The sequence below is a fragment of the Neobacillus ginsengisoli genome, from assembly GCF_030813055.1.
Genome location: NZ_JAUSTW010000004.1, coordinates 129,617 through 153,755 on the forward strand (window position 1 = coordinate 129,617; position 24,139 = coordinate 153,755).

At 39.8% G+C, this 24,139-nt stretch carries 16 protein-coding genes and 1 riboswitch; of the genes, 3 read left to right on the plus strand and 13 right to left on the minus strand.

What is annotated here, in order from left to right:
• Window positions 1-164 precede the first annotated feature (164 nt).
• Together nasC and nirB are read right to left on the minus strand one after the other, a co-directional pair.
• A complete protein-coding gene (nasC, locus tag J2S10_RS13015) occupies window positions 165-2,315 on the minus strand; it encodes an assimilatory nitrate reductase catalytic subunit NasC (protein WP_307408358.1) in 2,151 nt (716 codons plus the stop codon).
• Window positions 2,316-2,371: 56 nt separating this feature from the next.
• On the minus strand, window positions 2,372-4,747 hold the full coding sequence (gene nirB / locus J2S10_RS13020) for a nitrite reductase large subunit NirB (RefSeq protein WP_307408360.1): 2,376 nt from the start codon (window positions 4,745-4,747) through the stop codon (window positions 2,372-2,374).
• A gap of 415 nt (window positions 4,748-5,162) precedes the next feature.
• On the opposite strand from nirB, the gene J2S10_RS13025 reads away from it, so the two are divergent.
• Window positions 5,163-6,368, plus strand: a complete 1,206-nt coding sequence (locus J2S10_RS13025) for an MFS transporter (RefSeq protein ID WP_307408362.1) — start codon at window positions 5,163-5,165, stop codon at window positions 6,366-6,368.
• A 123-nt stretch (window positions 6,369-6,491) separates the two neighbouring features.
• Here the strand turns inward: J2S10_RS13025 and J2S10_RS13030 are convergent, their stop codons facing one another.
• Genes J2S10_RS13030 through J2S10_RS13040 form a run of 3 tightly spaced genes read right to left on the minus strand, consistent with a single transcriptional unit; the run spans window position 6,492 to window position 11,278 of the window.
• The gene (locus J2S10_RS13030) at window positions 6,492-7,016 is read right to left on the minus strand and encodes an acyl-CoA thioesterase (RefSeq protein WP_307408364.1); all 525 of its coding nucleotides are present in this window, start codon (window positions 7,014-7,016) and stop codon (window positions 6,492-6,494) included.
• A 60-nt stretch (window positions 7,017-7,076) separates the two neighbouring features.
• The gene (odhB, locus tag J2S10_RS13035; RefSeq protein WP_307408366.1) at window positions 7,077-8,327 is read right to left on the minus strand and encodes a 2-oxoglutarate dehydrogenase complex dihydrolipoyllysine-residue succinyltransferase; all 1,251 of its coding nucleotides are present in this window, start codon (window positions 8,325-8,327) and stop codon (window positions 7,077-7,079) included.
• A gap of 59 nt (window positions 8,328-8,386) precedes the next feature.
• A complete protein-coding gene (locus J2S10_RS13040) occupies window positions 8,387-11,278 on the minus strand; it encodes a 2-oxoglutarate dehydrogenase E1 component (RefSeq protein WP_307408368.1) in 2,892 nt (963 codons plus the stop codon).
• Between the two features lie 167 nt (window positions 11,279-11,445).
• On the opposite strand from J2S10_RS13040, the gene J2S10_RS13045 reads away from it, so the two are divergent.
• Window positions 11,446-12,330 carry a LysR family transcriptional regulator gene (locus tag J2S10_RS13045; RefSeq protein ID WP_307408370.1) on the plus strand — a complete coding sequence of 295 codons (885 nt, stop codon included), beginning with the start codon at window positions 11,446-11,448 and terminating at the stop codon, window positions 12,328-12,330.
• A 79-nt stretch (window positions 12,331-12,409) separates the two neighbouring features.
• Here J2S10_RS13045 and melA read toward each other — a convergent pair whose 3' ends face one another.
• The 8 genes from melA to J2S10_RS13085 all read right to left on the minus strand — a co-directional run bounded on the left by melA (window position 12,410) and on the right by J2S10_RS13085 (window position 22,415).
• The gene (gene melA / locus J2S10_RS13050) at window positions 12,410-13,738 is read right to left on the minus strand and encodes an alpha-glucosidase/alpha-galactosidase (protein WP_307408372.1); all 1,329 of its coding nucleotides are present in this window, start codon (window positions 13,736-13,738) and stop codon (window positions 12,410-12,412) included.
• Between the two features lie 44 nt (window positions 13,739-13,782).
• On the minus strand, window positions 13,783-15,996 hold the full coding sequence (locus tag J2S10_RS13055) for an alpha-galactosidase (protein WP_307408374.1): 2,214 nt from the start codon (window positions 15,994-15,996) through the stop codon (window positions 13,783-13,785).
• 24 nt (window positions 15,997-16,020) lie between these two features.
• The gene (locus J2S10_RS13060; RefSeq protein WP_307408376.1) at window positions 16,021-16,851 is read right to left on the minus strand and encodes a carbohydrate ABC transporter permease; all 831 of its coding nucleotides are present in this window, start codon (window positions 16,849-16,851) and stop codon (window positions 16,021-16,023) included.
• Window positions 16,851-17,690, minus strand: coding sequence for a carbohydrate ABC transporter permease (locus tag J2S10_RS13065; RefSeq protein ID WP_307409239.1), 840 nt, complete (start codon window positions 17,688-17,690; stop codon window positions 16,851-16,853). Before J2S10_RS13065 ends, J2S10_RS13060 begins: the two co-directional genes overlap by 1 nt.
• 186 nt (window positions 17,691-17,876) lie before the next feature.
• On the minus strand, window positions 17,877-19,142 hold the full coding sequence (locus J2S10_RS13070) for an ABC transporter substrate-binding protein (protein ID WP_307408379.1): 1,266 nt from the start codon (window positions 19,140-19,142) through the stop codon (window positions 17,877-17,879).
• 336 nt (window positions 19,143-19,478) lie between these two features.
• A complete protein-coding gene (locus J2S10_RS13075; RefSeq protein WP_307408381.1) occupies window positions 19,479-20,501 on the minus strand; it encodes a LacI family DNA-binding transcriptional regulator in 1,023 nt (340 codons plus the stop codon).
• Between the two features lie 468 nt (window positions 20,502-20,969).
• On the minus strand, window positions 20,970-21,245 hold the full coding sequence (locus tag J2S10_RS13080; RefSeq protein WP_307408383.1) for a hypothetical protein: 276 nt from the start codon (window positions 21,243-21,245) through the stop codon (window positions 20,970-20,972).
• 237 nt (window positions 21,246-21,482) lie between these two features.
• Window positions 21,483-22,415, minus strand: a complete 933-nt coding sequence (locus J2S10_RS13085) for a D-2-hydroxyacid dehydrogenase (protein WP_307408385.1) — start codon at window positions 22,413-22,415, stop codon at window positions 21,483-21,485.
• A 194-nt stretch (window positions 22,416-22,609) separates the two neighbouring features.
• A riboswitch (Lysine riboswitch) is annotated at window positions 22,610-22,790 on the plus strand.
• 129 nt (window positions 22,791-22,919) lie between these two features.
• On the opposite strand from J2S10_RS13085, the gene dapA reads away from it, so the two are divergent.
• Window positions 22,920-23,807: a 4-hydroxy-tetrahydrodipicolinate synthase gene (dapA, locus tag J2S10_RS13090; protein ID WP_307408387.1), complete on the plus strand. Its 888-nt coding sequence runs from the start codon at window positions 22,920-22,922 to the stop codon at window positions 23,805-23,807.
• The last annotated feature ends 332 nt before the right edge of the window (window positions 23,808-24,139 follow it).

Consider the following 24,139-nt stretch of genomic DNA (forward strand, 5'->3'; position numbering starts at 1 on the left):
AAATTTAAGTTCTTTTCTAAAAGATTCTTGATTTTTGTAATAGTAAAGGCTATCCGCAAATAAAAGCGGCCTTTTCGCAAATGAAAGCAGCCATAATTTAAAAAGCCTGAATCCAAACGTTTATTGGACCCAGGCCGATTAGAATATGCTTTTTCTATACAGCTTTAATTTGAAGATAAATCCATTACAGGACTCAATTTCACAGCACTCACTTTAAATCCCGGCATTCTGCAGGTAGGATCCAATTCTTTTGATACAAGATTATTGACATTTTGCGAGTCCGCCCAATGGAAAGGAACAAAAACAGTATCCTGGCGGATGGTTTCCGACCATTTGCTTCTAACGGTAATGCTTCCTCTTCTTGATTCAATTTTGACCAACGTATTATCTTGAATACGGTATTTCATTGCTGTTGACGGATGAATTTCCATAAACGATTCAACATTTCTGGCAGCTAATGCAGGGCTTTTTCTCGTTTGCACTCCCGTTAAATAATGTGACATGACTCTTCCGGTTGTTAAATAAAGCGGAAACTCCTCGCACGCCTGCTCCTTTGGAATAACCGGTTTATTTGGGACTGCAACCATAGCCGCCCTTCCATCACGATGGGCAAAGGAGGCTTCAAACAGTCTTACTGTGCCCTTATGGTCTAAGTCCGGACACGGCCATAAAAGCCCTCCCTCTTTTCTCAAACGATCATACGTAATGCCATAATAATCAGCAAATCCACCGCGGCTGGCCACTCGCAATTCATTAAAAATTTCTTCAGCAGAGGAAAAGGAAAAGTACTCTCCCTTTCCAAGGACGCGAGCGATATCACAAATAATTTGCCAATCATGTTTCACTTCTCCCGGGACGGGATAGTTCGCTTCCCTAAGCGTTACCCGTCCCTCTACATTCGTCATCGTCCCTTCATCCTCTAAATAAGAGGAAGTTGGTAAAATTAAATCTGCTAATCTTGCCGTTTCTGAAACAAACAGATCAACCGCCACAAGAAATTTTAATTTTTTCATAGCTTCTCTGACGAATTGAGCGTTCGGATTGGAGACAACCGGATTTGAACACATTAAAAACATACCGGTAATTTCTCCCTCATGGATTTTCTCCATCATCTCATATGCCGACACACCCTTTCCGGGCAATTCGTCCTTATTTACTCCCCACACACTTGCGACATAGGCTCGATGTTCCTCGTTATCAATCGAACGGTATCCGGGAAGCTGGTCTGCTTTTTGGCCGTGCTCCCTTGCTCCTTGGCCATTTCCCTGTCCTGTAATCGCTCCAAAGCCGCAATTCGGCTTTCCAATTTTTCCTGAAGCAATAAGAATATTCAGGAAATTACGGACAGAAATCGAACCATCTGTTTGCTGTTCCACTCCACGCGCCGTAAAAATCATTCCCGTTTCTTCTTTTCCAAACCTTATCGCCGCTTTACGAATTTGCTCTATCGGAACTCCAGTCATTTCTTCAATTTCTTCTAACTTTAGAGACAATACATAGTCTTTAACTTCTTCAAATCCATTTACCCGTTTTTGAAGAAACGCTTCATCTATATAGTTTTCTTCAATGATTACCTTCAATAACCCGTTGGCTAAAGCGGCATCCGTTCCCGGTTTAAGTTTTAAATGCAAATCGGCTATTTTCGTAGTAGCTGTTTCACGAGGATCAATGGCAATAATATAAGCACCATTTTCTTTTGCTTTCTCAAAGTAGGGCATGATTGTCGGCTGGCATTCTGCGATATTTGTTCCTGCTAAAATGATACAACCCGTAAAAGGAATTTCCGCCAAACTGTTTGTAAATCCTCGATCGATTCCAAACGTTTGAATGGCTGCTGAAGCCGCCGCTGACATACATAATCGGCCATTATAATCAATGTATTTGGTTTTTAAGGCAACACGTGCAAATTTACCCAACAAATATGCTTCTTCATTTGTGATAGATGCGCTCCCGTATACGGCTAATGCATTCTGCCCGTCCTTCGATTGGATTTCGACAAAATTTTCTTTGATATGTTCAAATGCTTCCTCCCAGGAAATACGAACAAATTCCCCATTTACTTTTAACAACGGATATTTCAATCGCTCCCTGCTAAAGGCATGCTGGTGTGCATTCATCCCTTTAATGCATAAACGTCCTTCGGTAGTTGGATTATCCTTCCCAATTGTCAGATATTTTTTTCTTGTTACAAACGACTGTTCAATCAATTGCATTTTACATTGCATGCTACAATATGGACATTGCGTATCATACGTTTTTTCCAATTGCACTTTTTGCTGCTGTGTACGGTAATACTTTAAAAACAACTCAGTCAAGTACCTCACCTATTCTCATTCATTTTTGTGTCCTTTTTCACCCTTAGCAAAAATGTTTAGCAAGTCAATTCATTTCGAGTAGTATTCTCCAAAAAATTCATGCTCAACGACACATCCGAATCCAATCTCTCCAGCAATTGCTGGCGAAGCTCTTGATCAAAAACTACCTCTCTTACATGCACTAAGCCAACTCGTTCCATCCATTGCCAAGTCCGCTCAAGGTAATTGGCTGTCTCGCGATAATATTGAATAAAGCCGCCGATAATCTCGATCGCTTCCTCTGCTGTTGGTGCTATACATAATAACTCCCCTGCGCGCACATTACGTCCGCTGCTGCCACAGACATAAATTTCCCAGCCTCTTTCCATCCCAATGACTCCAATATCTTTTGTAGTTGAGCCTGCAGCGTTATGAATACATGCGGATACACCTATTTTTATACGATAGGGTGTTGTGAGAAATTCCAAACTTTTTTCGAGATTAACAGCAAGCTGTAGAGAGGGTTGTTTATTGCATTGACAGATATGTTCCCCAATACATGTTTTGACGTTTTGAACCACATTCCCATACGTTGAGCTTAACGGCATATTCAAATCGGCCCAAACACCTGATAGATCTTCTTTTTTAACACCCATCAAATGAATTCTTTGTTCACTTGTTACAGCCATATCCGCTATCCCGTATTTATCGGCCACCTCGGCGATTTTTCGTAATTGTTCCGCAGTCGTTTTGCCGCCGTACATTTGCGGAATAACAGTGTACGTCCCGTCATTTTGAACCGTCGCATTCATTCGTTCGCTTACGAAAAGAGTTTCTTGCTTGCTTTCATATTCCGGATAGATCATTCCTAAATAATAGTTAATCGCAGGACGACAGGTTGAACAGCCTTGCTTGTTCTTCCAATTAAGCATTTCCATTACACCTTGTGTAGTCGTCGATGCGTGCAGCTGCATTTCATTAACTACTTCATCTTCCGTTAACGTTGTACAGGAGCACATTGATTTATGTTCAATCACTTCATCAAATTCATCACTTTGGATATATAATAGAAGATCCTCCACTAACGGCTTACAACCTCCGCAAGAACCTGACGCCTTTGTGCATTTTTTTATTTGTTCAACGGTTGTCAGTCCTTGCTTTTGAACCGCCTCGATGATGGCACCTTTTGTCACGCCGTTACAGTTGCAAACCATCTCACCGGAAGAAATGGAAGCAACCGAATGACCGCTCTCATTTTGAGATTGAAACAGCGTAACTTTTTCCATGTCCGACACATCTTGTTGCTTCAAAATCATATCTAGCAATTTTGTACCTTGTTTCGTATCACCAAACAACACCGCACCAATCATTTTATGATTTTGAAAGACGACCTTTTTATAAACGCCATCTAATTCATCATAGATTTTAATGGACTTCGCCGTTTCAGATTCATCGAACCTACCCACCGAAAACACATCAACACCTGATATTTTTAATTGGGTCGAAAGAACAGAGCCTTCATAACCTTTACAGTCCAAGCCGCAAATCCGTTTAGCCAGCACCTTTCCTTGTTCATATAGAGGCTTTACCAATCCATATACGGAACCTCGATGTTCGACACATTCTCCGACAGCGTAAATATTCGGGATGTTTGTTTCCATATAGTCATTAACGAGAATCGCACGGTTTGTGTCGATTCCGCTTTCCTTGGCTAGCTGGACATTCGGCCTAACCCCTACAGCCATCACAACCAAATCAGCTTCTACTTCTGTTCCGTCGTTAAAACGTAAACCTTCTACCCGATTGTTTCCGATAATCTCTTGTGTCCCTTTTTCTAAAAGAAATTTCATACCTTGATCTTCCAGCTCTTTTTGCAGCATTTTCGCCGCTGTTTCATCAAGTTGTCTTTCCATTAAGAAACTAGCAATATGAACAATGCTCACTTCCATCCCAAGATTGAGCAGCCCCCTCGCGGCTTCTAAACCTAATAATCCGCCGCCAATCACTGCTGCTTTTTTATAGTGCTTGGAGGTTTCAATCATTTTCTGACAATCTTCTATTGTCCGGAATGTGATCACTCCATCCTTATCAGCCCCCGGAAGCGGTAGCAAAAACGGGACCGAACCCGTAGCTAAAATGAGTTGATCATATGAAACTTCTCGATTTTTATCTGTTTTTACAACTTTATTCTCTTTATCAATTTGGATAACCGTTTCCCCTGTAAACAACTGAATATGATGTTCCTCATACCAATCACGATCATTGATCGTAATATCTTCAATCTTTGTACCGCCCTGCAGCACGCTCGACAAAAGAATTCGATTATAGTTTAGGTGTGGTTCACTGCCGAAAATAGTAATCTCAAATCTCTCAGGATCATTCTTTACTATTTCCTCAAGGCAACGTACCCCTGCCATACCGTTCCCTATCAATATAAGTTTTTGTTTCTCCATTCTAAAACCTCCAGCTAGAAATAAAGGATATTACTCAACCTTGAATAACATCAATTATTACATAAGACTTATAAAAAGAAATTAATCATGTCATGTTTTCTCACATAGGAATTTGTATAGGATATAAAAATTTCCATGTGAGAACACCTGACATAGTTTGTGACAAAATTATGAACAACAAATTATTCTTAGACATAGCAAAGGAATTCTTAAAATCCTTAAACGTTATGGAGGTATAGTGATGAAACAAACGATTAATTTGTTTTCATTTTTGTTTTTACTTGTAAAAGTAATTTTTTCAAAATCCCCTAATATCGGCTGGTAAACAAGGGAATGCATACTTAAATACTGTCAAGCGTTAAAGCAAGCCTACACATTAAGTAAAAATTGGTTTCTAGGAAGGAGCAATATCATTATGAAGTTATCAAATTTAAGAAAAAGCGGTCATGCGCCGTCATTATTTGCCTCATTTTTATACTTTGATGTCAGTTTCATGATTTGGGTTATGTTGGGAGCACTTGGGGTATATATTACAAAGGATTTTGGTCTTTCACCCTCTCAAAAGGGTTTCATTGTCGCTGTTCCAATTCTCAGTGGGTCGTTTTTCCGTCTTATCCTCGGTGTCTTAACGGATCGGATTGGTCCTCGGAAAACAGCCATCAGCGGTATGCTGGTCACGATGGTCCCCCTGTTATGGGGATGGTTATTCGGTAAGACGTTAACTGAGCTATACTGTATCGGGATCCTTCTCGGCGTAGCGGGTGCAAGCTTTGCAGCTGCCATACCACTGGCAAGCCGCTGGTATCCGCCTCAACTACAAGGATTGGCGATGGGAATTGCAGGGGCAGGTAACAGCGGAACGCTATTTGCTACTTTATTCGGCCCGCGTATTGCAGAACAGATTGGCTGGCATAATGTGATAGGACTTGCACTTATTCCTCTTTCAATTGTTTTTATCATTTATGTCCTGATTGCAAAAGATGCCCCATCACAACCTTCGGCAAAACCGGTTATGGAGTATTTCAATGTGTTTAAACAAAAGGATACATGGTATTTCTGTTTGCTTTACAGTGTCACTTTCGGAGGTTTTGTTGGTTTATCAAGCTTTTTAAGCATCTTTTTTGTTGATCAATATAATTTATCAAAAGTAGGAGCAGGTGATATTGTTACGCTTTGTGTGGCAGCAGGAAGCTTTTTCCGTCCTGTCGGTGGATACATAGCTGATAAAATCGGCGGCGTCCGCCTTCTAACCTTTTTATTTATCGGGGTGGCACTCAGCATGTTCGGTGTGAGTCAACTTCCAATTTTACCGGTTGTAACTACCTTATTGTTCATCGGAATGCTTTTTCTTGGGATGGGAAATGGAGCGGTCTTTCAATTAGTTCCGCAACGATTCCAAGAGGAGATTGGCATGATTACCGGTATTGTCGGGGCAGCGGGCGGGGTTGGCGGATTTTTTGTCCCAAATATACTGGGAACACTTAAACAAATAACCGGAACTTATTCTACAGGCTTTATGGTTTATGCAGGGATTGGAGCAGCGGCGCTATTAGTGTTGGCATTGGCACAACTTTCATGGAGAAAAGCTTGGTCGTCAAAGCAAACTTCCGTTAAAATTTAATAGGAAGTGAAACTATCCATGTAAAGTATTCCGTGGAAAAAAAGTCTTTTCTTTAACTGGGAGGATAGTAGTTGGAATGCAAGGAGGTTGTCAAGAAAAGCACTTGACAACCTCTTCAACCAACTAAATAAAATTTTCGTCCCATGGATAATTCGTTGTTAAAAACTCTGCTAGTTCTTTACTTTTTTGTTTTCTTTCTTTACGCATTTTTGCCCGGTCAGGTGCTGTTTCATGTAATTTTTTCTCTTCCAGTGTTTCTGGAATGATTTGTGGAACACGCGCCGGGCGTTTATTTTCATCAAGTGCGACAAAAGTTAAAAGAGCTGTTGCTGCCACTTTACGGTCACCGCTTTTTAAATTTTCAGCAATAATCTTTACGAAAACTTCCATTGATGACGTGCCTGTCCATGTTACATATGATTCAAAATGGACGGAATCAGTTGTTCGGATAGGATGTAAAAAGTCAACAGAATCAGTTGAAGCTGTAACACACTCACTTCGACTATGGCGTCCAGCAGAAGTTGAAGCAACTTGATCCAGATGGTCCATTAACCGGCCGCCAAATAACGTATTATGATTATTAACATCGTTCGGGAAAACACGACTTGTGCGTATTACACGTGAATCTCTACAAAATTTTGCTTCCATTTAAACACATCCTCAAATAAATGAATCCGTTCTATTTTTATCTCCATCCCCTTAATGCTTTTAACCTTCTAATAATAAGGTTTCAGGGTCCTCTAAAAGCTCTTTAACTGTAGCCAGAAAGCTTACTGCTTCTTTTCCATCAACGATTCGATGATCATAAGACAAGGCGATATACATCATTGGACGGTTTTCCATTCGTTCTTCATCAATAGCTATTGGTCTTGTTTGAATTTTATGCATGCCTAGAATTCCTACCTGAGGACTATTTAGAATTGGCGTTGACATTAAAGAACCAAAGACTCCGCCGTTTGTAATCGTAAATGTACCACCTTGTAGCTCTTTTAAAGTGAGTTCATTGTCACGTGCTTTTTTGCCAAGGTCGCTTATTTCTCCTTCAATTTCAGCAAAACTTTTTTGATTTGCATCGCGGACAACCGGAACGACTAACCCCCCGGGAGCAGCAACCGCGATTCCGATATCATAAAACTTTTTAACAAGCACTTCATCATCTTGAATCTCCGCATTTAATAGCGGGTATTGTTTTAAGGCTGCGACCACGGCTTTTGTAAAAAAGGACATAAAACCGAGACGTACCTCATGTTTTTCGAAAAACGCATCTTTCCTCTTTTTCCGTAAGTTCATAACTGCTGACATATCGACTTCGTTAAACGTAGTTAACATTGCGGCAGTATGCTGGACTTCCACTAGGCGTTTTGCTATGGTTTGACGGCGGCGAGACATCTTCACACGTTCTACAGGCTTTTCGAACTCTGATTGAACTTGAGCTGAGGCCGTACTAGGAACCGCCTTTTCCATTTTTGGCTCATCCGTTTTCGCAGGAGCTTGAGTGTGTGCTTTTACGTCATGTGGTCTGATTCTTCCAAGCGGATCGCTGCTGCCTACTTGTTGTAAATCGATTCCTAGTTCTCTTGCTAGTTTTCTTGCAGCCGGAGAAGCAATCGGGCGTTCTGCTTTTGGAAGCTCGGATGTTGCTTGGATTGTTGGCTGGGTAGACGTTTCTTCTGCTTTTCTTTCCGGAACTTCTGTTGAAACAGTTGTGGCAGCTGCCGCTGTCTCATTTTCTTCCAGTATCGCGATTACTTCACCTACTTCGACCGTATCACCCGGTTCTTTTAAAACCTTTGTTAACACACCTGTGAATTCTGCACCCACTTCTAAGTTAACCTTATCTGTTTCCAGTTCAACTACGCCTTCGCCTTTGTTTACTTTATCGCCAATGTTTACGAGCCATTGTAAAACAGTTCCTTCTGAAATTGATTCTGCCAGTTCCGGTACTTTAAGTTCAATCATCCTCGATATCCTCCCTGTTCTATTAAAACTTTCCATAAAATGATTTCTTGTAATTGTTTTTAGCTATGCACGAAAACTTTCTCATATTTTTCTTTATCTAGTAATTGATTAAAATTCAACGCTTGTTGAACAATTTGTTCTTGCTCTTTCTTATGAATAGTCGGGTCGCCGCCTGCCGGACTGGAACGATCCGGACGACCAATATAAGAGACTATTAGTCTACCAGCAGCAATTTCAGACAGGATCGGCAAGACAAAATGCCATGCTCCCATATTCTTTGGTTCTTCTTGAACCCAGACAATCTCTTCTAAGTTCGGATACCGCTGTACGATCACTTCCACTTTTTCCTTAGGAAATGGATATAATTGTTCAATGCGAATGATGTGTACCCCACTCAAGTCTTGATCTTCTTTTCTTGATTCGACTTCTGCTGCTAAATCAATCGCCATTTTACCAGTTGTTAAGACTAAACGCTTCACTTTGTCTGCAGCTTTTCTAAGCTGCGGCTGTTCCACCACTGTATGGAAATGACCCTCGCTAAGATCTGTGCCAATAGAAGCAGTCAGCGGATGACGCAACAAACTCTTTGGTGTCATGATGACTAAAGGTCGTATAAACTCTGTTCCCAGAGCTGCAGCTTGGCGGCGTAAGATATGAAAATATTGGGCTGCGCTTGTTAAGTTCGCCACCGTCCAATTGTTCTCAGCTGCCAGTTGTAAAAAGCGTTCCGGGCGGGCACTTGAGTGCTCCGGACCTTGTCCTTCATAACCGTGAGGCAGAAGGAGTACAAGCCCGGATTTTTGCCCCCATTTGGCTCTTCCGGCTGAAACAAACTGATCAAATAGCGCTTGAGCGGTATTTGCGAAGTCACCGTATTGTGCTTCCCATATCACAAGTGTTTCAGGAGCAAAGACATTATACCCATACTCAAAGCCGACAACCGCAGCTTCAGAGAGCGGGCTATTATGAACAGCAAACGAAGCACTGGCTTGCGGAAGACCTTGCAAAGGTGAAAAGGTATCATTCGTTTCCGCATCATGAAGGACAATATGGCGGTGCGCAAACGTTCCACGCTCAGAATCTTGTCCTGTTAGTCGAATCGGTGTGCCTTCTTTTAACATTGTAGCGAAGGCTAAACTTTCAGCTAACGCCCATTCTACTTTTCCGTTTTCATCCAATGCATTTTTCCGGCGCTCAAGAATGCGCTTTAATTTCGGATAAACATGAAAACCTTCCGGCCATTTAAGTAATTCGAAGTTTAATTCACGAAGTGTATCGAGTGATACACTTGTGTCAATTTTTGGAATACCTTTAGCAATAACTTCAGGTACCTCAACCTCATTGGCCGGAGCATCCTTCTTATCGGATACACTGTCATACTCGGATTGTAATGTCACTTGTACACTAAGAGTGATTTGTTCGATTTCTGCTTGACTAAGAATACCTTTAATTTGTAATTGATCCGCATAAATTGCTCTGACAGTTGGATGATGTGCCACTTTTTTATACACTTTCGGCTGGGTAACCGCAGGATCATCCATTTCATTGTGTCCAAAGCGCCTGTAACCGACTAAGTCAATTAAAAAGTCCTTTTGGAAACGAACCCGGTATTGGTAGGCAAGAAGGACAGCTGCCAGGCAGGCTTCCGGGTCATCTGCATTCACGTGCACAATCGGGATTTCGTATCCTTTCGCCAGGTCACTAGCATATCTCGTAGAACGAGAATCTTGGCTGTCCGTTGTAAAACCAACCATATTATTTGTAATAATATGAATAGTGCCCCCTGTTTGGTATCCTTTTAATCCCCCTAAGTTCAAGGTTTCAGAGACAATTCCTTGGCCGGGAAATGCAGCATCACCGTGGATTAAAATCGCAAACGCTTTCGAAGCATCTCTTTTTGGGAAGCCAGGTTTATTTCGATCTTCCTGGGCGGCTCTTGTAAATCCTTCAACCACCGGATCGACAAATTCAAGATGGCTTGGGTTATTTGCTAATGTAATACGAGTACGATTTGCCCCAGTGCTTTCGATGAATCGATCATAGCCTAAGTGATATTTCACATCGCCTGACCAGCCCTCACTTAACTCGACAAGACCACTCGGTTCGCCCTGCTGTTTTGTAGAAGCGTGTAAAAACTCAGCGAAAATCTTGTTGTATGGCTTTTCTAAAACATGTGCCAGCACACTTAAGCGTCCGCGATGTGCCATTCCAATCATTACATTTTGTGCACCATCCCCGACACTTTTACGAATTGCTTCATCAAGCATTGGGACAAGCATGTCTACTCCTTCAATGGAGAACCTTTTTTGACCAACAAATGTTTTATGTAAAAACTGTTCAAAACCTTCAACCTCTGTCAGCCGTTTTAAAAGAGTGGACCGCTCTTCCTTTGAAAGTGCACGATGTAGAGAACTCGTTTCTACCATCTGACGTAACCATGTTCGTTCTTCAGTATGATGAACATGGTCAAATTCATAGGCTAAGGAAGAGGTGTACATTGCATTTAATTGATTTACCGCATCCCATGCCGTTTGGATTTCAGTTGGCGCCTCTTTCCAAACTAATTTGGCAGGAATCGCTTTCAAATCTTCATCACTTAATCCATATTTCTCCAGATTAAGTAAATCATGGTCTTTTTCTTTCTCCGCTAAAGGAGTGATTTTAGCTGATAAGTGACCGTATGAGCGCAAGTCGCCCAGCAGTTCAGCTGTTTTAAGGACTTTTTCCATATTTAGTATATTAATAGGACTGGTTTTTAACGAATCACTCGTTTCTTCCGTATGATTGATTTCGAAAGGAAGAGGTGAGCCCCATTTTAAAAAAAGCTCTTTTAATTCTGAATCAATTGGATCTATACCATTCAAGTACAGTTCATATTGTTCCATCACATAGCCAAGGTTTGGACCAATGAAATTTTCCCAAGGCTTTTGTTGGTTATTTTGATTTCCCATTCACCATTCCTCCATGATTGTGTTTCATCCTAGGTCTTGTGTCCTCAATTTATTGATTTTTAGATTGCTTACGGATAAGGATAATGTAATAATGGTAATAAATAAAATGCCAATAAATTATATTTACTTATAAGAAACTTTTATATGGAAAAAATAGGGTGAAAACAATGGATTACCGTGATTGGGAAATATTGAAAGTGCTTCATAGTCAAAAAAATTTAACGAAAGCAGCTAAGCTTTTGTTTATTACACAACCTGCATTAACCAATCGTTTAAAGCATATACAAGAGGAATTAGGTACTGCAATTGTTACCCGTGAAAGCCGGGGAATTCATTTTACCCCGCAAGGAGAATATCTTGTCCATTGTGCGGAGGAGGCCCTTGCGCATTATCAAAAAATAAAAGAGAATATTTTCAATATGAGTCATAACAAAGATAATGAAGTGGTTGGAACGTTGAAGTTGGGGGTATCCAACTTTTTTGCTAATTATAAACTTGCTCAAATTTTGAAATTATTTAAAATGCAGTATCCTCATGTGGAATTCAAAGTGATCACAGGATGGAGCAAAGATGTTTCGCAGCTTATTCACAACAAAGATGTTCATATCAGCTTTGTTCGAGGAGATTATAGTTGGCGGGGATTATTGAAACATCTATTATTCGAAGAAACCATTTGTGTCACGTCCAAAAATGAAATTGACATCACTGATCTACCCCACCTCCCGAGAATCGATTATAGAGGGGATTACTTATTAAAATCAATAATCGATAGTTGGTGGACCGAAAACTACACACAACCACCTTTTATCAGTATTGAAGTCGATCAAGTTGATACTTGTAAGGAAATGGTTAAAAATGGTTTAGGTTATGGTATCTTGTCCAGCAGGACACTTACCGGAATAGAAGATTTATATAAAATTGATTTAATTGATGAACAAGGGAATCCTATATTGCGACGAACGTGGATTTATTATCATGAGGAATCTCTGGAATTGAATGTCGTGCGAGCCTTCGTACAATTTATCAAAAGTTTGAATTGGAAAGACATTTAAATAATAGTGTAAAGGACAAAGCGCTTAAGCCTTGTCCTTTTTGCATCGTCGGATCAATGGTTTTTTAATACACAAAATTTTATAAGGTTAAGGCAATCTCTTCTTTCTTTTTAAACTCCGGGAGCCATTCTCCATGTGCCTCGATTAAATCATCACAAAGAGAAACAATTTCATCCAGCGACAATTCTGCAGCTGTATGCGGATCGAGCATTGCAGCCTGATAAATATATTCACGCTTACGGGTAATCGCTGCCTCAATCGTTAACAGCTGTGTATTGATATTGGTGCGGTTCAAGGCAGCAAGCTGCTCAGGAAGGTCTCCTACATAGGTTGGCGTAATGCCGGTTCGGTCTGCTATACAAGGAACCTCGACACATGCTTTTTCAGGTAAGTTACTGATCAGTCTGCCGGTATTCAGGACATTTCCGCCAAATATAAATGGGATATCGGTCTCAATCGCTTCAATAATTCGGGAACCGTATTCTTTTGAACGTATATGGTCTAATGCCTTATTATTGACTAATTCCTCCCGCATGGTTTCCCAATTCTTGATTTGCTGCTCACAGCGGCGCGGATATTCATCCAGCGGAATATTGTATTTCTCGATTAATTCAGGATATCTGGATTTGATAAAGTATGGATGATATTCAGCGTTATGTTCAGACGATTCCGTGACATAATAGCCAAACTTATCCATCAATTCAAATCTTACCATATCATGATGTTTCGTTTTTTGCTTTTCTCTTGCCCTTCTTTTAATCTCAGGATAGAGATCTTCACCATTTCTTTTTACTTCAAGCAGCCAAGCCATATGGTTGATGCCTGCAATCTTTTCTTGAATCCCTTCAGGATCCATATCCAATGATTTAAATAATTCTTTTGTACAAACTTGTACGCTGTGGCAGAGACCAACGGTTTTTATCGGTGTAAAACGATTCATCACGCCTGTTAACACGGCCATCGGGTTTGTATAGTTTAAGAACAGTGCGTCCGGGCAAACCTCTTCCATGTCCTTTGCAAAATCAACCATCACAGGAATCGTTCGCAGGTTTCGAAAGATCCCGCCGATTCCCACCGTATCGGCAATGGTCTGCCGTAAACCAAATTTCTTGGGAATTTCAAAATCAATTACCGTGCTTGGCTTATAACCGCCCACTTGAATGGCATTAATGACGTATTTAGCATCCTTAAGGGCTTCCTTTCGATCTAAATAGGCATGGATTTTAATATTTTTATTCAAGCTTTCTTTCAAATTGGTCAACATATTCTCGGAATCTTTTAATCTTTGTTCATCAATGTCATATAGTGCGAATTCAAAGCCTTCCAACGTTGGGACGAGCATACAATCCCCAAGGACATTTTTGGCGAATACCGTGCTGCCGGCACCTAAAAATGTTATTTTTGACATCTTACATCCTCCTCATACACTTTTTTTATCGTTTGAATTAGCAACTACGATAGGCTTTTTAGTTTAAATATCTGTGAAGTAAAGTCGCCCCATTGCAGTGATCCTGAAACAGCTTGATCCAGCTGAATCCCTGCATTCATTAACTCATCACCGTAAAACGAGCACGCCATTCCTTCAATTTCGTATTTGTGCTCTTCATTTAGACCTTTTAACAGCAACCGTTTATAGCCTGCATTCGGTTTTCCTAAAACTTGATAGCGCCCGGCAATTGCTTCCTTTTGATCCTCCGAAACAACCATCCAGCTGGTTACATTCCCTTCATTTTCAAACGGGCTTTGTAGTCTGAAAAACGTACCCTTTTGCAAAAGCTTACGATTTTCTTTGTAAAACGCTATTTGTTTCAAAACTGACTCTTTTTCTTGCTCAGTCATTTTTGTCACATCAAGCTCATAGCCAAATGCACCAAAATAAGCGACATTTGCTCTTGTATCGATGCTGGTGATCCTACCAACTTGATGATTCGGTATGGCAGAGACATGAGCACCGATTGAACTTAACGGATAAACAAATGTTGTTCCATACTGAATTTTTAATCGCTCGATTGCATCGGTATCATCACTCGTCCAAGCTTGCGGTGCATAATAAAGCATACCCGGGTCAAAGCGGCAGCCACCGCTCGCGCAGGATTCAAAAAGGATTTCAGGAAATTCGGTGGTCAGCCTTTCGTATAAGTCGTAGACACCTAGAATGTAACGATGTGCCACCTCACGCTGCCGGTCTACAGATAATTTAGCCGATCCGATTTCGGTCATATATCGGTTCATATCCCATTTCACATACGAAATCGGTGCATCACGAAGGATTTTTGCCATCAACCCGTGTATGTAATCCACGACGTCATTGCGCGAAAAATCTAGGACATATTGATTTCTACCGTGGGAGGACATGCGATTCGGAACATGAATGATCCAATCAGGATGATTTTTGTATAGCTCGCTTACTTTTGAAACCATCTCCGGTTCAAACCATAGACCGAACTCTAAGCCTAACTCCTTGATTTTTTCCACAAGACCTGTAATTCCATTCGGTAGCTTGCGTTCGTCCACGAACCAATCACCGAGTGAGGTTGTATCATCATCACGCCGGCCAAACCAGCCATCATCTAAAACAAACAACTCTGCACCTAATTCTTTCGATGCGCTCGCCATTTCAAGAATCTTCTCTTCATTAAAATCAAAATACGTACCTTCCCAGTTATTGATTAAAACCGGTCTCTCCCGATCGCGCCATTTCCCTCTCGCCAGTCTCGTCCGATAAAGCGTATGGTAGGTTTGGCTCATATCATTTAATCCTTTTTCGGAATAAACCATGACCACTTCCGGCGTTTGGAAAGTCTGGCCGTTTTCAAGCAACCAATTAAAATCAAACGGGTTGATTCCCATCGTGAGACGGGCAACATCATATTGGTCGACCTCCACCTGGGCGAGAAAATTGCCGCTATAAACCAGACTAAAACCATATACTTCCCCTTGATGTTCATTTGTACCGGGGCGTTTTAATGCAATAAACGGATTTTGCTGTCCGCTTGCTCCTCTTGTACTGGAAATACTTTGAATTCCTGTCTCAAGCAATCTTGTTTTCACATGCCGTTCTCTTGCCCAAGAACCGGATAAATGAACCATTTCAAAATCAGAATCAACGAAGTCTACACACGCACTCATCGCTCTTGTAAGATTAAGCGGTTCGTTTCCACGGTTCATAAACTTTGCCGTGCGGGTGATGACATTTAACTGTTCATAAATGGTATATTGCAAAATAATTTCTGCATCAAGTAACTCATCGACTAATGAAATTTCCACGGTGGCAGCTTCATGAGCCCGCTCAACGTAGGTGGCAGGAAGTCCTTCCAGCTTCGGCTTCCCTTTAAAAATGTGGTGGCCTTTATAGACAAAATTAGTGATACGGCTTCCATTTTCCTGCAGAATTTGAAAGGCCGGCTCCCGAAAATCTGTTGTCCCGTAAGCGGGGAATTCTTGTTTGGATGTATCAAGTGAAAAAGTTAAATCACCTTCAAACACACAAGCGACGTTAGACTTCGCCTCAGATGTGTACAAGTGAGAAAAGGATTCTCTGTGCCGAAGCTTTTTCCCATAATATAAATGTCCAAGTTGATTGTTTTTTAAAATAGTAAAGATATAACTGGTGTTTTTTGACTGAAGATGAAATTCATTTGATTCCTTATTAAAAAAAATAGGCATTGGTGACGACTCCTTCAACGTTTATTAACCTTTAACAGAACCTGAAGCTAGACCCTGAATGAAGTGCTTTTGTAAAAATAAGAAAAGGATCACCATTGGTGCTACTGCCATAATGGCTGCAGAGGCAACCAGATTTAGGTTGTTTGCATTTTGGCCAAAGAATCCTGACAAGGCAACCGTAAGCGTTTTTACTTCATCTGCCTGGAGGAAGAAGATCGCAAATTGATAATCATTCCAGATAAAGACACAAGAAATAATGAGAATGGATGCTGTGATTGGTTTCAATAATGGAAACACAATTCTAAAGAAGATTCCGATTGTACTGGCTCCGTCAATCTTTGCCGCTTCCTCCAGTTCCTTTGGAATCGTAGAACGAATAAAGCCTGTGTACAAGAAGATGGTTAACGGCATAAAGGCCGCCACATTATTGAAGATTGCAATCGCATGAGTATTCATCATCCCGATATTCACAACCAGTTTGTACAAAGGTACTAAAGCGGTTAACGGGGGAATCACCATAACGGCGATAAAAACCATATAAACAATCTTATTTAATTTTGTTTGCCGTCTGGCAAGCGGGTACGCTGCCATCGATCCAAGGAAAATTAGCAACAACGCCGAAAAAAACGTGATAATCGCCGTATTGATAAAGGCGTGACCTAAATTCGCCTGTTCCCATGCCTCTTTGAAATTTGCGAATGTAAAATAGTTTGGAAATACCCACTTGGAGCTGAAATCACCTCTTATTTTCAATGAAGTGGTAATTAAAATATAGAATGGTATTAAATGAAATAATGCGATTATGACAGCGGTAATAGTTAATACCGTTTTCTTTCGTTTATTCATGTAATCCATTAGGCTTCGACCTCCTTGCGTTTAAAGAACAATAATGCTCCAAGGCTGATGACTAAGATAATTACCGCCATTAAAATACCTTGAGTAGCGGCATAACCAGCATCCTGTCTATTAAAATATAAGTCATACATATAAGTAGACATTGATTGAGAGGAATTACCCGGTCCCCCGCCTGTAAGTGCGATAATCACATCGAATAATTTCAAACCGCCGATAATATTCAGAACCATATTGATGGTAATCGAAGGCATTAATAATGGTAAGGTGATATTTTTAAACTGTTGAAGAGCTGAAGCACCGTCAATTTGTGCCGCTTCATAATAGTCTTTTGAAATACTTTGCAGACCCGCCAGGTAAATAATCATGGCGATCCCGACAAATTGATACGTATTAACAAAAACGATCAGCCATTTATTCATGGTTGGATCCCCTAAAGCGTTTACTTTATGTAAACCTAAAAACAGCAATACATCATTTAATGCGCCGCCTTGAAAGGCAAAGAAGAAATACCAGATGTAACCCATGATTAATGGACTGATGATAACCGGCAGATAGACAATCGTCCGTGTAATGGCCCGCATTTTAATACTCTGATTCAGTAATAGCGCATAAAGCAACCCGACAATATTTTGAAAAAGTGTACTTCCGATTCCGTAAAGCAGGGTATTCCTTACGACAAGCCATGTGTCCGGGTCTTTTAGTAATCTCGTATATTGTTTAAGTCCGACATAATCAAAGGTTTGTGAAAAACCGTCCCAGTTTGTAAAAGAAATTTTTAACCCATTAAGGAATGGGTATAAAATGAAAAAACAGACAGCAGCGAGGGCCGGAAGATACATCCACCATAGAGATGACTCTTGCCATTTCCCAAGTTTACTTCTTTTTCCCTTCGTTTTTACGAGTGTATTTTTTGCAGTTTCGGCTCCAATCATCTGCATTCAACTCCCTAATATCATCTATTAGCGTTAAGAGAATACGGGGCAGCCAAGTTACCTGCCCCAATTATCGGTTGCATTTTTACTAAATTATTTCTGATTACTTAAACGTTTGAATTCTGCGCCTACTTTTTTCGATACTTGATCCGGAGTCATTGAACCTGATAACAATTCTTGTCCGGTTGACCCTAGCACATCCCACATGCCGCTTGGCAAATAGAGACGGTCAAAATACGGCTGGACTTTCGAATCCTTAAATTTTTCATAATCCTTAGAATAGTAGTTTTTCGCATCCGTGTTGGTTAACCCTGAAGGTAAAGATGTTCCTTCGGCAATTTCTTTGACCATATCCGGCTGTGAAATAAACTCAATAAACTTTTCGGCTTCTTTCTTATGCTTGGAATCCTTCCACACAGCAAGGGTATGGCGCTCTCCGCCGATCCAAACCGGTTTGTCACCTTTTTGGATCACCGGCATTGGGATGATCCCGAGATGAACATTTGGATTTAATTGTTCAACAGATGGGCCGAGCATACCGCCGCCGATAATGAAACCGATTTTATTTTGAGCCATTAAATCGGTCATTTGCGGAACTTGGGCTGTTAATACATCTTCATTTAACAAGCCCTTGTCTTTCATTTCCTTAAGCTTTTCAGGTAAAAACGTATAATTTGACCAATCGAATGTTCCATCCAATAGTTGTTTTTCGTAATTTTGTTTTGGATCTGTGACTAATAAAGGTGTTAAAAATTGGTCAAAATATTGGCCGAATGAAGATTTATCCGAACCGGCAAACCATAACGGTGTCACTTCTCCTTTGCTTTTCTTTTTAATCGTTTCCAGTGCTGTCATAAATTCTTCAAAGGTTGTCGGCGGCTCGATATCGTATTTCTTCAATAGTGTTGCATTGTATGTAATCCCGTCTTTAGCCTGATTTAAAGGATATGCATATACCTTCCCTTTATCGTCTTTAAGGATCGGATCCATAGCAGGATCAAGATTTTTAACCCAATCCATTTTACTTAAGTCTTCCACATAGGCTCCGTACCGTTTTTTCGCCCATCCATGGGTATCAAATAAATCCGGCATATCATTTGCGGCCATTTTGACACGTAGCATTCCTTCATATTTATCAGCGGGATAATTATATTTAATATCAATCGTTGGATTTTTCTTTTCGAATTTTTGGATCACATCTGTCAGAGTTTTCTGATCAGCTTCATTGGTTACTGTTGAAAAAAGTATAAGTGTTACTTTGCCCCCGGCACCATTGGTTGATGCCGCATTGCTTCCGCACCCCGTTGCAATGGTCGTTAAAGCAGCCGTAATGACTAAAGTTTTGAATAACTTCTTCATAAAATATCCCCCTCAATTTCCAGTAGTAGTTGATCGATAAACTAACAAAAACAAATTTAATAGATAAGGAAGTTTAAAGACATTTCTTATTGACACAAGGAGGAGGTGCTATATAATTTATAGGTACTCCTTCTTATTTGGGGAGTCAGGGGTTTATTCGTCCTATGTAAAAGTGATTAGCCGTCACATCTCTTTACCTATAAAACAATATAGGTAGATTACAAGGCGAATAGGCCTTCCCTATCATCCTCTCTAAAAAATCGGAAACGATTTTGATGCAACCTGGTTATGTTTTATCCGTGAATCACCTCCTTCAAGTTTTGAAAATGCCGTTATTCAACAGCCGCTGCTTTGTCTCACGACCAATTTAGTAGGAACGGTTACTTTTATGGGCAGCTTCCTTCCGTTAATCCGTTCGACCAATAGTTTAACCCCGGCATGGCCCATCTCTTTTGTATACACTCTTATCGTAGTTAAAGGTGTACTAGCAAACTTTGCCATCTCAATATCATCAAAACCTACTATCGCTACATCATTTGGGACGGTAAGCTTCGCTTCCTGCAGAGCTCTTAATGCCCCGATTGCCATTGGATCACTTGCGATAAAGAAAGCTTCCGGTAAATCATTTTCTTGAAGCGCTTTCTTCATCAATTCATACCCTTGAGTCATCGTATATTCGCCAATAAATGTGTAATTTGGGTTGAATAATCCCTCTTTTTCCATTATCCGTTCAAAGGTGGTAAGGCGCTCATCCTCAATGACCATTTTTTGATTATTTAAATGTTCCCGTTCAATTCCGCCGATGTATCCAATCCGTTTGTAACCCTTTTCCAGCAAATGACCCACTACTTTTTCTGTCGATTTCACAAAATCAATGACTACCGAGTCGTAAAGATCGTCATTTGGAGAATGGTTAATATAAACAACATTTTCAACGTGACCACTCACCGTTTTTAGTGCCTTTTCACTAATTCTTCCAATTACGATTAACCCCTCTAAATCTCGAACCAGTTGATTTTGACCGGTATCATGCAGCCTAAACATACCAGTTGATGTAATCCCTTGATTCAGTAATTCTTCCTCGACTCCTTGACGAATAGACAGGAAGTAGGGGTCGCTCAACTCTTCCTCTACGGTCTGACAAAGTAAAATCCCCACACCCGGTATAGCTTTGCTTGATTCGAACTGTTGTTCAACCCGGCGCTCCAGAATCGTCTTATAACCTAATTCCTTTGCAGCTTGGAAGATTCGATCACGGGTTTCTTCTAATACCGATATTGTCTGGTCATTATTTAAAACTCTTGAAACGGTAGCCGGTGATACTTTAGTCAATGCTGCTATATCCTTGATTGTTGCCATCTTCAATACCTCACCACTAATTTATTTACTTACTTCTTTTATTTATTTACTAAAATATTTACTTGCTTAAACGTATCTTAACAGGTTTTGAAAGTGTTTTCAACAATATATTTGATTTTTCTAAAAATTTTAGTAAAAATATTACCTTTTATAATCCAATAATATTCTTCCAAACCAATCTAACTGCCAATAGAAAACCGCCCGGTTAAGAGGCGGTTGATCTTACATAACATAGAGGTGCACCCCAAAGCGGCACACTTTTTGAGTACCAAAATCTAACGGAATAGTCAAACGGAGCTTACAATCCGATTATCTTCTAAAGAATTTTCCAAAAATCTAATGAGCAGTTATTGAAAGATTTGTTTAAAGGGAATTTTATTCGAAAAAGGAGGAATCAATCTTTATTCTTAAAATCAGTGAAGGACATTGTAGGTTAAAAAATTTTTTCAAGCAACAGTAAACATACAATTAAACAACGATCTCTTTAATTGATTTAATAATCGCCGTCCGGAATACCCAGATGATATCTGACAAAATATCAATATCAACCATAATTTCTTTAAGGTCCCAATAAAGTTCATTTTTTCGATGGTAAAAATAGTTTCCATTTTGAGACTTCATAATCGTAAGTGTCCCTTTCGGATTTTCGGTTTCTAAAGTGAGATAAAATTTTTCACCATTCCAATAAGCGAATGTTTCAAAGTTTGTAAGAAAATCTGATACTTCCAATCTGCTCTTAATCATTGTATTCCTCCTTTTTTTAGTGAGTGTATAAAGTGTATGATAAGAGATTCTAAATCATTACCTAATATCGAAATAATATTGGTTTAATTATAGGAAGAAGACGATTTCAATTCAATCTTGTTGTTAGTAAAACTAACTTGGTTTCGAAATAAACGCTGAGCTTTGATTTAACCTCTTAGAAAACCAAAATGAGTACCCATTCAATGACTGAGTACTCTTTCTGTTTGATTCATTAATTTAATAGCCTTTATTCACATCCACCTTATTAGGAAGCGGTTTATTTTCTTCAATATTTTTCAGTGTTTCAAGAAAACACGCAACACCCTCATCCGGTGTGGTCACAGCTGAAATATGGGGGGTGATATGGACATTGGGATGTTCCCAAAATGGGTGCTCCTCCGGAAGCGGTTCTTGTGAAAATACATCAAGTACAGCAAATCTTACATGGTTATCACTTAATGCCCGCAGTAATGCTTCTTCATTAAGTGAGGCCCCTCTCCCTACATTGAAAAATCCTGCGCTTGATAAATGTCGAAAGATACTCCCATCAAATAAATCAGCTGTTTGTTCCGTTAACGGTAAAGTATTGATGATATAATTCATTCCACTTAATCGTGAAAAATGCAAATCAACTGTCATGACTTCTTTAAAAAATTCTTTTTCTTTCCCGCTTAAGGATACCCCGTAAACATCTACTCCCAATCCGGTGAGAATCTTAGCCGTTGTTTGGCCAATTTCACCTGTTCCATAGATCATGACCTTTTGTTCATTTAATAATTTAGGGGTATTGGGCCGCCATGTTTTTTGGTGTTTTAATTCTTGAAATTGCTCATGAAATTGTAAGTCTTTAAGGATGTAACTCAAACAATACTCTGCAATTCTTTGACCAAAAGAACAAATAGTCCTTGTCAGTAAAATATCCTCATTCCAGTCCTTCTTAAATAAAAACCTGTCAACTCCCGCACCCAGTGAGTGAACCCATTTTACATGACTGTAGTCATAAGTTGATTTTATATTAAAAGAAACGAAAGCATCGGCCCATCCTAAATCCTCCTGAGTCATCTCCTCTCCAGACATAAAGCGAAAATTTTTATGTAATTCTTCCTTCCCAATTAACGTTTTGAGTTCTAGATAGATGGGGCTGGCAACCAGAATATTATTTATTATCATTTTTTCTCACCTCTTATTTTAGTTAGAGTTAACTTAGGTCATATATTTCTCTTATAATCATACCTTAAATAAAGTTGTAGGTTAATTTTAACTAAATTAATATTTTTTTAAATTGGCCAAATCCCCTTGAACCAAAAGGAATTATCTGTTATATTTACATTCAATTAAATATTTTCTTACTTCAAACTTTTTGAAGTGAGGATAGAGGCGCAAAAACCATTAGTACACAATGGGAGGATAATGAGATCCAATGACAATTGTGGAAAGGGGAATTTGCCGAAGCTTCAATGTTTCTCATTGATCTTGAAGCTGGTTCTGCTATTGAAAAAATACAGAACTGTCATATAGGAAACTATATGGAGGGCTATCTTCGCATAGGAACTAGTTTTTATAAATGTTTCTATTGCAACAGCGAACCCTCGTTGTTGCTTTTTTGCGTTGATTTTTGAATGGCCTTAACCACACCTCTTATTTTTTAAAAAACTATTAAAAGGGTGAGAAATGATGAATTTTGGCCAAGTCTTAACTGCAATGGTAACGCCATTTGATCAAAATGGTGAGGTTGATTTTAACGCTACGAGATCATTAGTCAATCATTTAATTGCGAATGGAACGGATGGATTAGTGGTGGCCGGTACAACCGGAGAATCTCCTACACTAACAACCGAAGAAAAAGTAGCTTTATTTAAATTCGTTGTCGAGGTTGTCGATGGAAGAATTCCCGTAATTGCCGGAACCGGATCAAACAACACGAGAGCCTCCATCAGCTTAACTAAGCTTGCTGAAGAGGTTGGCGTTGATGGGATTATGCTCGTTACCCCATACTATAACAAACCATCTCAAGAAGGACTATACCAACACTTTAAAGCGATTGCCGATTCAACACGATTACCTGTTATGCTTTATAATATCCCGGGCCGCAGTGTTGTCAACATGACTGTCGAGACCATTGTCCGTCTCGCTAAGATTACGAATATCGTGTCAATAAAAGATGCAAGCGGCAACTTAGATGCCATGGCTGACATCATAAGCCAAACTCCTAGTGACTTTTCCTTGTATAGCGGAGATGATGGATTAACTTTACCGAGTATAGCCATCGGCGGCGCAGGAGTTATTTCCGTTGCTTCCCATATCATTGGCAATGAAATGCAAGATATGATTAATAGCTTTAAAAATGGTAATCTACAGGCTGCTGCTTCGGCGCACCGCAGCCTTCTCCCGATTATGAGAGCCTTATTTGCTGCACCGAGCCCATCACCGGTAAAAGCCGCATTAAATATGAACGGGATCCATGTTGGCGGTGTCCGCTTACCATTGGTACCATTAAACAGTGAAGAAAAAGATGCACTGGAAAGTATTTTAGCAGCTAACAAAACAGTTGTGTTGAACTAACCTAAAACTAAAAAAGCGGGCGTCCCCCGCTTTTTTAGTTTTAGCAATGTTCTAAAATTACTGCTATTCAAATTTCTTTCTATATTATATTTATCTTTCAGAATTTTATAGGTTGATATTTTTTCCCCTATGAATTTTAATTCGAGTTAACATAATATTATTATAGTAATACTGATATATATAACTTTTGGGTTTATTTAAAAAAATAACCAGGCGAATACTTTAGTGGTATTTACACCGTTTTACTAAATTCACTATTAACCTTATTTCCTTATCCTTTTTTTGCTGCCAGTTGATAAGCAATTAACTAAAAAGAAGGAAACCTATATGAT